Source organism: Domibacillus sp. PGB-M46, from assembly GCF_022668875.1.
Classification (GTDB): Bacteria; Bacillota; Bacilli; order Bacillales; family Domibacillaceae; genus Domibacillus.
On sequence record NZ_JAKGCR010000028.1, the window covers coordinates 19,001 to 31,670 of the forward strand.

13 protein-coding genes are annotated in these 12,670 nt (G+C 45.0%); all 13 read right to left on the minus strand.

Annotated features, from left to right (window positions below; translation table 11 throughout):
• A complete protein-coding gene (gene rpsC, locus L2D08_RS20665) occupies window positions 1-657 on the minus strand; it encodes a 30S ribosomal protein S3 (RefSeq protein ID WP_242236774.1) in 657 nt (218 codons plus the stop codon).
• Between the two features lie 3 nt (window positions 658-660).
• Window positions 661-1,002 carry a 50S ribosomal protein L22 gene (gene rplV / locus L2D08_RS20670; protein ID WP_242236775.1) on the minus strand — a complete coding sequence of 114 codons (342 nt, stop codon included), beginning with the start codon at window positions 1,000-1,002 and terminating at the stop codon, window positions 661-663.
• Window positions 1,003-1,021: 19 nt separating this feature from the next.
• Window positions 1,022-1,300, minus strand: coding sequence for a 30S ribosomal protein S19 (gene rpsS / locus L2D08_RS20675; protein WP_046176552.1), 279 nt, complete (start codon window positions 1,298-1,300; stop codon window positions 1,022-1,024).
• 60 nt (window positions 1,301-1,360) lie between these two features.
• Window positions 1,361-2,191 (minus strand): 50S ribosomal protein L2, encoded by an 831-nt coding sequence (gene rplB, locus L2D08_RS20680; RefSeq protein ID WP_242236778.1) that lies wholly within the window; start codon window positions 2,189-2,191, stop codon window positions 1,361-1,363.
• 33 nt (window positions 2,192-2,224) lie between these two features.
• Window positions 2,225-2,509, minus strand: a complete 285-nt coding sequence (gene rplW / locus L2D08_RS20685; protein ID WP_046176550.1) for a 50S ribosomal protein L23 — start codon at window positions 2,507-2,509, stop codon at window positions 2,225-2,227.
• Window positions 2,509-3,132, minus strand: coding sequence for a 50S ribosomal protein L4 (gene rplD, locus L2D08_RS20690; RefSeq protein ID WP_242236781.1), 624 nt, complete (start codon window positions 3,130-3,132; stop codon window positions 2,509-2,511). The genes rplW and rplD overlap by 1 nt, the downstream gene beginning before the upstream one ends.
• 30 nt (window positions 3,133-3,162) lie before the next feature.
• Window positions 3,163-3,795 carry a 50S ribosomal protein L3 gene (gene rplC, locus L2D08_RS20695; RefSeq protein WP_242236783.1) on the minus strand — a complete coding sequence of 211 codons (633 nt, stop codon included), beginning with the start codon at window positions 3,793-3,795 and terminating at the stop codon, window positions 3,163-3,165.
• A 34-nt stretch (window positions 3,796-3,829) separates the two neighbouring features.
• On the minus strand, window positions 3,830-4,138 hold the full coding sequence (gene rpsJ, locus L2D08_RS20700) for a 30S ribosomal protein S10 (protein ID WP_046176547.1): 309 nt from the start codon (window positions 4,136-4,138) through the stop codon (window positions 3,830-3,832).
• Window positions 4,139-4,375: 237 nt separating this feature from the next.
• Window positions 4,376-5,563, minus strand: coding sequence for an elongation factor Tu (tuf, locus tag L2D08_RS20705; protein WP_242236848.1), 1,188 nt, complete (start codon window positions 5,561-5,563; stop codon window positions 4,376-4,378).
• A gap of 130 nt (window positions 5,564-5,693) precedes the next feature.
• Window positions 5,694-7,772: an elongation factor G gene (gene fusA, locus L2D08_RS20710; RefSeq protein WP_242236786.1), complete on the minus strand. Its 2,079-nt coding sequence runs from the start codon at window positions 7,770-7,772 to the stop codon at window positions 5,694-5,696.
• A gap of 53 nt (window positions 7,773-7,825) precedes the next feature.
• Window positions 7,826-8,296, minus strand: a complete 471-nt coding sequence (gene rpsG / locus L2D08_RS20715; RefSeq protein WP_242236789.1) for a 30S ribosomal protein S7 — start codon at window positions 8,294-8,296, stop codon at window positions 7,826-7,828.
• A 41-nt stretch (window positions 8,297-8,337) separates the two neighbouring features.
• Window positions 8,338-8,760 carry a 30S ribosomal protein S12 gene (gene rpsL, locus L2D08_RS20720; protein WP_045851848.1) on the minus strand — a complete coding sequence of 141 codons (423 nt, stop codon included), beginning with the start codon at window positions 8,758-8,760 and terminating at the stop codon, window positions 8,338-8,340.
• Window positions 8,761-9,018: 258 nt separating this feature from the next.
• A complete protein-coding gene (gene rpoC, locus L2D08_RS20725) occupies window positions 9,019-12,609 on the minus strand; it encodes a DNA-directed RNA polymerase subunit beta' (protein ID WP_242236791.1) in 3,591 nt (1,196 codons plus the stop codon).
• Between the last annotated feature and the right edge of the window lie 61 nt (window positions 12,610-12,670).

Consider the following 12,670-nt stretch of genomic DNA (forward strand, 5'->3'; position numbering starts at 1 on the left):
TTATTTGCCTCCTTCCTGAGTTTTCTTCTTCGCAGGAAGAACCTCTCCACGGTAAATCCATACTTTTACGCCAAGCTTGCCGTAAGTTGTGTCTGCTTCAACATGTGCGTAGTCGATGTCAGCACGAAGAGTATGAAGTGGAACAGTTCCTTCGCTGTAATGTTCAGCACGGGCAATATCTGCTCCGCCAAGACGTCCTGAAACTTGTGTTTTGATTCCTTTTGCACCAGCACGGATTGTGCGTTGGATAGCCTGCTTTTGAGCACGGCGGAACGATACACGGTTTTCAAGTTGACGAGCGATGTTTTCCGCTACAAGTTTTGCATCAAGGTCAGCGCGTTTCACTTCAACGATGTTAATGTGAACACGTTTGCCTGTTAGTTCGTTCAAAGCTTTACGAAGTGCTTCTACTTCAGAACCACCTTTACCGATAACCATACCAGGTTTCGCAGTATGAACTGTAATGTTCACGCGGTTTGCAGCACGTTCGATTTCAACACGGGAAAGAGAAGCATCTTTAAGACGTTCTTCGATGTATGCACGGACTTTCAAATCTTCATGAAGAAGATTAGCGTAGTCTTTTTCAGCGTACCATTTAGAATCCCAGTCGCGAATGATCCCGACCCGCAGTCCATGAGGATGTACTTTTTGACCCACGAATTATCCCTCCTTCTTTTCTGCCACAACGATTGTGATGTGGCTTGTGCGTTTGTTAATTGCGCTTGCACGTCCCATAGCACGTGGACGGAAACGTTTCAATGTTGGTCCTTCATTTACGTATGCTTGAGTAACAACAAGTTTGTTTACATCAAGATCGTAGTTGTGCTCTGCATTAGCGATCGCAGAGTTTAAAAGTTTTTCAATTACAGGTGATGACGTTTTTGGCGTGTGCTTCAAAATCGCCACCGCTTCTCCAACTTGCTTGCCTCGAATCAGGTCAATAACTAGACGCGCTTTACGAGGAGCAATGCGGACTGTTCTTAAGACAGCTTTAGCTTCCATTGGAATATCCTCCTCTCAATTAACGTCTTGTTTTCTTATCGTCAGCAACGTGTCCTTTGTACGTACGCGTTGGCGCGAATTCACCAAGTTTGTGTCCAACCATATCTTCAGTTACATATACAGGTACGTGTTTGCGACCATCGTACACTGCGATTGTGTGCCCGATGAATTGCGGGAAAATTGTAGAACGACGAGACCAAGTTTTAATTACTTGCTTTTTCTCCGTTTCGTTCAGTGCTTCAACTTTCTTGAATAAATGATCATCAACAAAAGGTCCTTTTTTCAAGCTGCGGCCCATTTGTGTACCTCCCTTCGTGATTGATCTACGGTTCGCGTTTGGAACCGTAGGACAATTACGTTATTTTTTACGACGACGAACGATAAATTTATCGGATTTGTTAACTTTTTTACGTGTTTTGTAACCAAGAGCCGGTTTGCCCCATGGTGTAACAGGACCTTTACGTCCAATTGGAGCGCGTCCTTCACCACCACCGTGTGGATGGTCGTTAGGGTTCATTACAGAACCGCGAACTGTAGGTTTTTTACCTAACCAGCGAGAACGGCCTGCTTTACCGATGTTTACAAGTTCATGCTGCTCGTTACCAACTTGACCGATTGTAGCACGGCATGTTGCAAGAATCATGCGTACTTCACCAGAGTTCAAGCGTACAAGAACATATTTGCCTTCTTTACCAAGTACTTGAGCTGAAGTTCCAGCTGAACGAACCAATTGTCCGCCTTTACCTGGTTTCAATTCAATGTTGTGGATAACTGTACCAACAGGGATATTAACAAGTGGAAGTGCGTTTCCTACTTTAATATCTGCCTCTGGTCCAGACATAATTTCTGTTCCAACTTGGATGTTTTTTGGAGCTAGGATGTAGCGTTTTTCTCCGTCAACGTAGTTCACGAGTGCGATGTTAGCCGAACGGTTTGGATCGTATTCGATTGTAGCAACGCGGCCTGGAATGCCATCTTTATCGCGTTTGAAATCGATAATACGGTATTGGCGCTTGTGACCGCCGCCTTTATGACGAACAGTGATTTTACCCTGGTTGTTACGGCCGCCTTTCTTTTTCAAAGGCTCGAGCAATGATTTCTCTGGCGTGCTTGTTGTAATCTCAGCAAAGTCAAGAGTTGTCATATTACGACGACCGTTTGTGGTCGGTTTGTACTTTTTAATCGCCATTTCGTGTCCCTCCTCTTCTATTTTATACGTTTATTAAGCTTCGAAAAGTTCGATTTCTTTGCTATCTTGCGTTAATGTTACGATTGCTTTGCGGCGTTTGTTTGTGTAGCCAGCATGACGTCCCATACGCTTGAATTTACCTTTGTAGTTCATGACGTTTACGTTTTTCACTTTTACGCCGAAGATCTCTTCAACAGCAGTCTTCACTTGCGTTTTGTTCGCGCGTACGTCCACTTCAAATGTATACTTTTTATCAGCCATTACAGCCATTGATTGTTCAGTAATAACGGGGCGCTTAATCACATCGCGTGCATCCATTATGCAAGCACCTCCTCTACTTTTTCAACCGCTGCTTTTGTCATGATAAGCTTCTCATGTCCAAGCAGGTCAAGGATGTTGATGCCAGAAGCTTCAACCACTGTTACACCAGGGATGTTGCGTGCTGACAATGCAACGAATTCGTTTACTGTATCTGTTACGATCAATGCTTTTGAGTCAACAGATAAGTTTTTAAGTACTGCAGTGAATTCTTTTGTTTTTGGCGCTTCGAATGTCAAAGCATCCAATACTAGAACGTTTTGCTCTTTTACTTTTGAAGAAAGAGCTGATTTCAATGCAAGACGGCGTACTTTCTTCGGCAGCTTGTAGCTGTAGCTACGTGGAGCTGGTCCGAATACTGTACCACCACCGCGCCATTGAGGTGAACGGATAGAACCTTGACGCGCACGTCCAGTTCCTTTTTGGCGCCATGGTTTACGGCCGCCACCGCTTACTTCAGAACGAGTTTTTACTTTGTGGTTACCTTGGCGTAATGACGCACGCTGCATCACAACTGCTTCAAATACCACATGTTCGTTTGGTTCGATTCCGAATACTGCATCGTTTAGTTCGATATCGCCGACTTCAGAACCAGTTTGGTTTAATACTTTAAGTTTAGCCATTTCTGTTTCCTCCTTTCCTATAAAAGTTGATTACTTTGCTTTAACCGCCGTTTTAACCTGAATCAAGGCTTTTTTGGATCCTGGAACGTTTCCTTTAATAAGAAGAACGTTGCGCTCAGCGTCCACTTTGACGATTTGAAGGTTTTGTACTGTTACTTGCTCTCCACCCATACGGCCAGGGAGAAGTTTGTTTTTAAATACGCGGTTTGGCGCTACAGGTCCCATTGAACCTGGACGACGGTGGTAGCGGGAACCGTGAGACATAGGGCCGCGGCTTTGTCCGTGACGCTTAATTGCACCCTGGAAGCCTTTCCCTTTAGAGATTCCTGTTACGTCTACGACGTCACCTTCTGCAAAAATATCAACTTTGACTTCTTGACCAATTTCAAGATCGCTGTCGATGTTACGGAACTCACGAATGAAGCGCTTAGGAGCGATGCCTTCGCCTGCTTTTTTCACGTGTCCAAGAGCTGGTTTGTTAGCAAGCTTTTCACGCTTGTCTTCAAAACCTAGCTGAACGCTTGAGTAACCATCGTTTTCGACTGTTTTCTTTTGAAGTACAACGTTTGGTGCTGCTTCGATTACTGTTACAGGGATAAGTTCACCATTTTCAGCAAACACTTGCGTCATACCGATTTTTCTTCCTAAGATTCCTTTGGTCATGAGTCACACCTCCTGATTAATTGTTATTTATTTATTAAAGTTTAATTTCAATGTCAACGCCTGACGGCAAGTCTAAACGCATCAATGAATCAACTGTTTTTGGAGTTGGGTTCACGATATCGATTAAACGTTTATGTGTACGCATTTCAAACTGCTCACGAGAATCTTTGTACTTGTGAACCGCACGAAGGATCGTGTAAACAGATTTCTCAGTTGGAAGCGGGATCGGACCGGATACATTTGCACCAGAACGTTTAGCTGTCTCAACGATTTTTTCTGCTGATTGATCTAGAATACGATGATCATATGCTTTCAAACGAATACGAATTTTTTGTTTTGCCATTATTTTCCCTCCTTTATCGCCTATTTAGCTAATAGACATACTCCGCGAAAATTTTTCCCTGACATCACCGCCATGGCAAAGCGGCCGGGTGTGTCAGCAACCTTCCGCATCAACGCTGTCAAAAACCAACATTGATTATTATACCTGCATTCTCTACTTATTGCAACAGTATATCGAAAAAAATTACAAAGAAAAACAGCCCGGCCGAAACCGGGACTGTTTTCGGTAAAAAAGTTATTATTTTTGGATTGTTGCTACAACGCCAGCGCCTACTGTACGGCCGCCTTCACGGATTGAGAATTTAGTACCTTCTTCAATCGCGATTGGAGCAATCAATTCTACTGACATTTCTACGTTGTCACCAGGCATAACCATTTCTACGCCTTCAGGAAGGTTGCAGATACCAGTTACGTCAGTTGTACGGAAGTAGAACTGTGGACGGTAGTTTGTGAAGAACGGAGTGTGACGTCCACCCTCTTCTTTAGAAAGAACGTAAACTTCCGCTTTGAAAGTTGTGTGTGGTGTGATTGTACCTGGCTTTGCAAGTACTTGACCACGTTGGATTTCTTCACGAGCTACACCACGAAGAAGTGCGCCGATGTTGTCGCCAGCTTCAGCATAGTCAAGAAGCTTACGGAACATTTCAACACCTGTTACAGTTGTTGATTTTGGCTCTTCAGTCAAACCGATGATTTCGATTACGTCACCGACTTTGATTTGTCCACGCTCAACGCGGCCAGTTGCTACTGTACCACGGCCAGTGATTGAGAAAACATCCTCAACAGGCATCATGAATGGTTTGTCAGTGTCACGTGTTGGAGTTGGGATGTACTCATCCACTGCAGCCATAAGCTCATGGATTTTTTCTTCCCATGCAGCATCGCCTTCAAGTGCTTTAAGAGCAGAACCTTTGATAACAGGAATGTCATCGCCAGGGAAATCGTACTCAGAAAGAAGATCGCGAACTTCCATTTCAACTAGTTCAAGAAGCTCTTCGTCGTCTACCATATCACATTTGTTCATGAATACAACTAGGTAAGGTACACCTACTTGACGAGAAAGAAGGATGTGCTCACGAGTTTGTGGCATTGGACCGTCAGCAGCAGATACTACTAGGATACCGCCGTCCATTTGTGCTGCACCAGTGATCATGTTTTTAACATAGTCAGCGTGTCCAGGGCAGTCAACGTGTGCATAGTGACGAGTTTCAGTTTCATATTCAACGTGTGCAGTTGAGATTGTGATACCGCGCTCGCGCTCTTCTGGAGCACCATCGATTTGGTCATACGCACGTGCTTCTGCGCCACCTGATTTTGCAAGAACAGTTGTGATTGCAGCTGTTAGAGTTGTTTTACCATGGTCAACGTGGCCAATTGTACCAATGTTAACGTGTGGTTTTGAACGGTCGAATTTTGCTTTTGCCATTAGGAAGTTCCTCCTCAAATTATAGGGATAAGTAGTATTTTATATTGGTCTTCCCGCGGAAAATTGACATTTTCCGCAGGAAGAGAAAGCTTACAATAGTATTTATACTTGATTGGGAAGTATAAATCAATTATTCGCCTTTATTTTTTTTGATGATTGTTTCCATAACACTCTTTGGTACTTCTTCGTAATGATCGAAGTGCATAGAGTAGTTACCGCGACCTTGCGTATTAGAACGAAGAGTCGTTGCGTAACCAAACATCTCAGAAAGTGGAACGAACGCTTTAACAACTTGTGCGTTACCGCGTGCTTCCATACCTTCTACACGTCCACGGCGTGATGTAACATCACCCATGATGTCGCCAAGATATTCGTCTGGAATAACAACTTCAACTTTCATAAGCGGCTCAAGAAGAACTGGGTTACATTTTGAAACTGCATTTTTAAGCGCCATTGAAGCAGCGATTTTAAATGCCATCTCAGATGAATCGACATCATGGTAAGAACCGTCAAATAGGCGGGCTTTCACGTCGATCAACGGGTAACCAGCAAGAACACCATTTTGCATAGCGTCTTCTAGACCAGCTTGTACAGCAGGAATATATTCACGTGGTACGGAACCACCAACGATACCGTTTTCGAATTCGAAGCCTTTTCCTTCTTCGTTAGGAGAGAACTCGATCCAAACGTGACCGAACTGACCGCGTCCACCAGATTGACGGGCAAATTTACCTTCAACCTGTGCACTAGCACGGAAAGTTTCACGGTATGCTACCTGTGGTGCACCAACGTTTGCTTCTACTTTGAACTCGCGACGCATACGGTCAACAAGGATGTCAAGGTGAAGCTCACCCATACCCGAGATAACAACCTCACCAGTTTCCTGGTCAGTACGTGCGTGGAAAGTAGGATCTTCTTCTTGAAGTTTTTGAAGTGCTGTTGTCATCTTGTCTTGGTCAGCTTTTGTTTTCGGCTCAACTGACAAGTGAATAACTGGCTCAGGGAACTCCATAGACTCAAGAATAACAAGGTTTTTCTCGTCACAAAGCGTGTCGCCTGTTGTTGTATCTTTCAACCCAACAGCGGCAGCGATGTCACCTGCGTACACTTCTGAAATCTCTTCACGAGAGTTCGCGTGCATTTGCAGAATACGGCCTACGCGCTCGCGCTTGCCTTTTGTTGAGTTCTGAACGTATGAACCAGACGAAAGAACACCTGAGTATACGCGGAAGAACGTCAATTTACCGACATATGGATCCGTCATAACTTTAAATGCAAGAGCCGAGAACGGCGCTTCATCGCTAGACTCACGTTCCACTTCTTCTTCGCTGTCTGGAAGTGTACCTTTGATTGCTGGTACATCAACCGGTGCTGGAAGGTAGTCGATAACAGCGTCAAGCATAAGCTGAACACCTTTGTTTTTAAATGCAGATCCAACCATTACTGGGAAGAATTCTACGTTGATAACACCTTTACGGATCGCAGCTTTGATTTCCTCATTCGTCAACTCTTCGCCGCCAAGGTATTTCTCCATTAGTTCTTCATCAAGCTCAGCAACCGCTTCAATTAGCTTTTCACGGTATTCTTCTGCTTGATCCTGGTATTCTGCAGGGATGTCAACAATCTCAATTTCAGTACCAAGGTCGTTGCCATACATTGTTGCTTTCATTTCAATTAAGTCAATGATGCCTGAGAACTCGTCTTCCGCACCGATTGGCAATTGAATTGGGTGAGCATTCGCCATTAGACGGTCATGGATTGTGCTGACAGAGTAAAGGAAGTCCGCACCCAATTTGTCCATTTTGTTGACGAATACAACACGTGGAACGCCGTATGTTGTCGCTTGACGCCATACTGTTTCCGTTTGTGGTTCTACACCTGATTGTGCATCAAGTACAGTTACCGCACCATCAAGTACACGAAGAGAACGTTCAACTTCTACTGTGAAGTCTACGTGCCCTGGTGTGTCGATGATGTTAACACGGTGGCCTTTCCATTGAGCAGTTGTTGCAGCAGACGTGATTGTAATCCCGCGCTCCTGCTCTTGCTCCATCCAGTCCATTTGCGAAGCACCTTCGTGCGTTTCACCAATTTTATGGATACGGCCAGTGTAATAAAGGATACGCTCAGTCGTTGTTGTTTTACCAGCATCGATGTGAGCCATGATTCCGATGTTACGAGTGTTTTTTAAGGAGAACTCTCTTGCCATCTATTATCTTTCTCCTTCCTGAATTAGGGTAGGTTTAAGTTTTGTTTTAAAAATTACCAGCGGTAGTGAGCGAATGCTTTGTTCGCTTCCGCCATTTTGTGTGTATCTTCGCGTTTCTTAACAGAAGCACCGCTGTTGTTTGCCGCATCAAGAATTTCAGCTGCAAGGCGTTCTTCCATTGTTTTTTCACCGCGTAGGCGCGCATAGTTTACTAACCAGCGAAGACCTAGTGTTGTGCGGCGCTCAGGACGAACTTCAACTGGTACCTGGTAGTTCGCTCCGCCGACACGGCGTGCTTTTACCTCTAGTACCGGCATGATGTTTTTCATCGCCTGATCAAATACTTCCATTGGATCATTTCCCGTGCGTTCACGGATTGTATCAAAAGCTGCGTAAAGGATGGCTTGGGATTTTCCACGCTTCCCGTCAACCATCATTTTGTTAATAAGACGAGTAACTAGTTTTGAGTTGTAAAGCGGATCAGGCAATACGTCTCTTTTCGCTACAGGACCTTTACGTGGCATGTGTTTTCCTCCTTTCGGAAATTCAAGTTATATTTTTTAAATTATGCTTTTGGTGCTTTAGGACGTTTTGTACCGTATTTAGAACGGCCTTGACGACGAGTTTCAACGCCGGCAGTATCAAGCGCACCACGAACGATGTGGTAACGTACCCCCGGTAAGTCTTTTACACGTCCGCCGCGAATCAAAACGACACTGTGCTCTTGAAGGTTATGGCCAATACCAGGGATATAAGCTGTTACTTCAATACCGTTGCTCAAACGCACACGCGCATATTTACGAAGCGCTGAGTTCGGTTTTTTCGGCGTCATTGTTCCCACACGTGTGCAAACACCGCGTTTTTGCGGAGAAAGTACATCTGTTTGGGATTTCTTAAAGCTGTTGAATCCTTTATTAAGCGCCGGAGACTTCGATTTAGTGATCTTTGATTTACGAGGCTTACGTACTAACTGATTAATAGTAGGCATGTAAAGATCCTCCCTTCCTTTTTTTCTAAGCCCACACTTCCAGGTGGCTCATTTTTGAGCAAAAACAAAGTTCTTGCAGAAAACCTGCAAAAACGTTCTTTGCGAATAGTGAAAATGATTGTTTTGGTCCTATCTCCATACATAAAGTAAGGTCGTACAGGAACACCTTGATCATAGTATCATTTTCATTTTTCAATGTCAACTATTCTTCAAAAAAATTTTATCGGCGCCGGTATAACCCGGGCGCCGATAAAAAAATTATTCGACTGTAACCGATTCTTCTTCTTTTAAATTCGCTTCGGATTGGCGGTAACGCTGCATACCAGTACCCGCCGGAACGAGTTTTCCGATAATAACATTCTCTTTCAAGCCAAGCAATTCGTCGCGTTTCCCTTTGATTGCAGCATCGGTCAGGACACGAGTTGTTTCCTGGAAGGATGCAGCAGACAAGAAGGAATCCGTTTCAAGGGATGCTTTTGTAATCCCCAGAAGGATCGGACGTCCTGTTGCCGGAATTCCGCCTTCAAGAAGAACTTTTTCATTTGCATCACGGAACTGATGAATTTCAAGCAGACTGCCTGGAAGAACATCTGTATCTCCCGCTTCAAGCACACGTACTTTACGAAGCATTTGGCGAACCATTACTTCAACGTGTTTATCGCCGATTTCAACCCCCTGCATACGGTATACCTTCTGCACTTCACGCAGTAAGTATTCCTGAACAGATGTGACATCTTTGATTTTCAAGTATTCTTTCGGATCGATAGATCCTTCTGTTAATACTTGGCCGCGTTCGATCGTATCGTTTACGGCTACTTTTAAACGTGCTGTATATGGAGCGTTGTATGTGCGAGTTTCCACGTCACCTGCAATGGTGATCTCCTGCTGACGGTCACGGCCTTCTGTAATAGACGTAATGGTTCCGTTGATTTCCGAAATGATTGCCTGACCTTTCGGGTTACGCGCTTCGAAAATCTCCTGGATACGCGGAAGACCCTGCGTGATATCGTCTCCGGCTACGCCGCCTGTATGGAACGTACGCATTGTAAGCTGTGTTCCCGGCTCTCCGATTGACTGGGCAGCGATAATACCGACCGCTTCGCCAACTTCTACTTCCTGGCCAGTTGCCAAGTTGCGTCCGTAACATTTTTTACATACGCCATGGCGTGTGTTACAAGTGAAGGCTGAGCGGATCCATACGGTTTCCACGCCTGCTTCCACAACCACTTTCGCCAGGTCTTCATCAATTTGTTCGTTTTCACGAACAAGCACTTCACCCGTTTCCGGATGCTTGATTGCTTTACGTGAATAACGTCCAACAAGACGCTCTTCGAGTGCCTCAATAATTTCTGTGCCGTCTTTGATCGAGCTGATTTCAAGACCGCGGTCTGTTCCACAGTCATCTTCACGAACGATAACGTCCTGTGCTACGTCAACGAGACGACGTGTTAAGTAACCGGAGTCTGCTGTTTTCAGAGCGGTATCGGCAAGACCTTTACGTGCACCGTGCGTCGAGATAAAGTACTCGAGTACCGTCAGACCTTCACGGAACGAAGATTTGATCGGAAGTTCGATAATCCGGCCGGCCGGGTTGGCCATGAGTCCGCGCATACCAGCAAGCTGTGTAAAGTTGGACGCGTTACCACGGGCTCCGGAATCACTCATCATGAAGATTGGGTTGCGCTTATCAAGGGATTCCATCAATTTGCCCTGGATAACATCTTTCGCTGCACTCCAGACAGAAATAACTCGGTCATAGCGCTCCTCTTCGGTAATTAAACCGCGGCGGAACTGCTTCATAACGTTATCCACTTTTGCCTGTGCTTCTTTTAAGATTTCTTCTTTTTCACCCAATACTACGATATCCGCTACCCCTACTGTGATACCCGCTTTTGTCGAGTGTCTAAAGCCGAGGTCTTTCATGCGGTCAAGCATTTTGGATGTTTCTGTAATCTTGAAGCGTTTGAATACTTCAGCAATGATGTTACCAAGAATTTTCTTTTTAAACGGAGCAACAATTTCCTGCTTGGCAATGTGCTCAGGCACATTTGCACCCGCATCTAAGAAATATTTCTCCGGTGTTTTTTCTTCAAGGTTGCTGCTTGTTGGTTCGTTAATGTACGGGAATGTATCCGGCAAAATTTCATTAAAGATCAATTTACCAACCGTTGTAACAAGAAGCTTTTTGTTTTGTTCTTCTGTGAAGGTCTGGTTTTCAAGAGATGAAGCTGCCACCGCAACACGTGTGTGCAGGTGAACATATCCATTTTGATAAGCCAAAATTGCTTCGTTTGTATCTTTAAAGACGGCCCCTTCCCCTACTGCTCCTTCACGCTCAAGCGTTAAGTAGTAGTTACCGAGTACCATATCCTGTGACGGCGTAACAACTGGTTTTCCGTCTTTCGGATTCAAAATGTTTTGTGCAGCCAGCATGAGCATACGGGCTTCCGCTTGTGCTTCTGCTGAAAGCGGTACGTGAACAGCCATTTGGTCACCATCAAAGTCCGCGTTGTATGCTGTACATACGAGCGGGTGAAGACGAATTGCACGGCCTTCTACCAATGTTGGTTCAAATGCCTGGATACCAAGACGGTGAAGCGTCGGTGCGCGGTTTAGAAGAACCGGATGCTCACGGATTACTTCCTCAAGCACATCCCACACATCAGACTGAACGCGTTCAATTTTACGTTTTGCACTTTTAATGTTGTGCGCAAGTCCACGCTCAACAAGTTCTTTCATAACGAACGGTTTGAAAAGTTCAAGCGCCATTTCTTTTGGAAGGCCGCATTGATACATTTTCAAGTTCGGACCAACGACGATTACAGAACGGCCAGAGTAATCAACCCGCTTACCAAGCAAGTTTTGACGGAAACGGCCCTGTTTCCCTTTCAGCATATGTGAAAGAGATTTTAATGGACGGTTACCCGGTCCTGTAACAGGACGTCCACGGCGTCCATTGTCGATCAACGCATCTACCGCTTCTTGAAGCATACGCTTTTCATTTTGAACAATGATGCTTGGCGCACCAAGGTCTAGCAAGCGTTTAAGACGGTTGTTCCGGTTAATTACACGGCGGTACAAGTCATTCAAATCAGACGTCGCAAAGCGGCCGCCATCCAGCTGTACCATTGGACGAAGTTCTGGCGGGATAACCGGCAGCACATCTAGAATCATCCAGTCTGGACGGTTGCCAGAATGACGGAATGCTTCAATCACTTCAAGGCGCTTGATCGCACGTGTACGGCGCTGGCCTTGCGCTGATTTCAATTCTTCTTTTAGCTGTTCTGTTTCTTTATCAAGGTCAATGTCTTGAAGAAGCTTTTTGATCGCTTCTGCACCCATAGACGCCTGGAACTTACTGCCGTATTTGTCGCGGTAAGTACGGAACTCTTTTTCGGAAAGAAGCTGCTTTTTCTCAAGCGCTGTATCCCCTGATTCTGTTACTACGTAAGACGCGAAGTAAATGACTTCTTCCAATGCACGTGGAGACATGTCCAGAACAAGGCCCATACGGCTTGGAATTCCTTTGAAATACCAAATATGCGAAACAGGCGCAGCCAGCTCAATGTGCCCCATACGCTCACGGCGCACTTTCGCTTTTGTTACTTCAACGCCACAACGGTCACACACAACGCCTTTATAACGAACACGCTTGTATTTTCCGCAATGACATTCCCAGTCTTTCGTAGGACCAAAAATCCGTTCACAGAATAAGCCGTCTTTTTCTGGCTTTAGCGTACGGTAGTTGATAGTTTCAGGTTTTTTAACTTCTCCATAAGACCATGAACGGATCTTATCCGGTGAAGCGAGACCGATTTTCATGTACTCAAAATTATTGACATCCAGCAAGGGGCCTACCTCCCTTTTCTTTTTACCGATTTCCTTGAAAGCGCCCAAAAAGCGCTCGGAG

What these genes read in the sequence shown, in the direction of transcription:
- tuf (WP_242236848.1), bottom strand. Translation starts at nt 5,563, where the DNA reads ATGGCAAAAGCAAAATTCGACCGTTCAAAACCACACGTTAACATTGGT.
- rplD (WP_242236781.1), bottom strand. Translation starts at nt 3,132, where the DNA reads ATGGCTAAACTTAAAGTATTAAACCAAACTGGTTCTGAAGTCGGCGAT.
- rpsG (WP_242236789.1), bottom strand. Translation starts at nt 8,296, where the DNA reads ATGCCACGTAAAGGTCCTGTAGCGAAAAGAGACGTATTGCCTGATCCG.
- rpsL (WP_045851848.1), bottom strand. Translation starts at nt 8,760, where the DNA reads ATGCCTACTATTAATCAGTTAGTACGTAAGCCTCGTAAATCAAAGATC.
- rplV (WP_242236775.1), bottom strand. Translation starts at nt 1,002, where the DNA reads ATGGAAGCTAAAGCTGTCTTAAGAACAGTCCGCATTGCTCCTCGTAAA.
- rplB (WP_242236778.1), bottom strand. Translation starts at nt 2,191, where the DNA reads ATGGCGATTAAAAAGTACAAACCGACCACAAACGGTCGTCGTAATATG.
- rpsJ (WP_046176547.1), bottom strand. Translation starts at nt 4,138, where the DNA reads ATGGCAAAACAAAAAATTCGTATTCGTTTGAAAGCATATGATCATCGT.
- rplC (WP_242236783.1), bottom strand. Translation starts at nt 3,795, where the DNA reads ATGACCAAAGGAATCTTAGGAAGAAAAATCGGTATGACGCAAGTGTTT.
- rpsS (WP_046176552.1), bottom strand. Translation starts at nt 1,300, where the DNA reads ATGGGCCGCAGCTTGAAAAAAGGACCTTTTGTTGATGATCATTTATTC.
- rplW (WP_046176550.1), bottom strand. Translation starts at nt 2,509, where the DNA reads ATGGATGCACGCGATGTGATTAAGCGCCCCGTTATTACTGAACAATCA.
- fusA (WP_242236786.1), bottom strand. Translation starts at nt 7,772, where the DNA reads ATGGCAAGAGAGTTCTCCTTAAAAAACACTCGTAACATCGGAATCATG.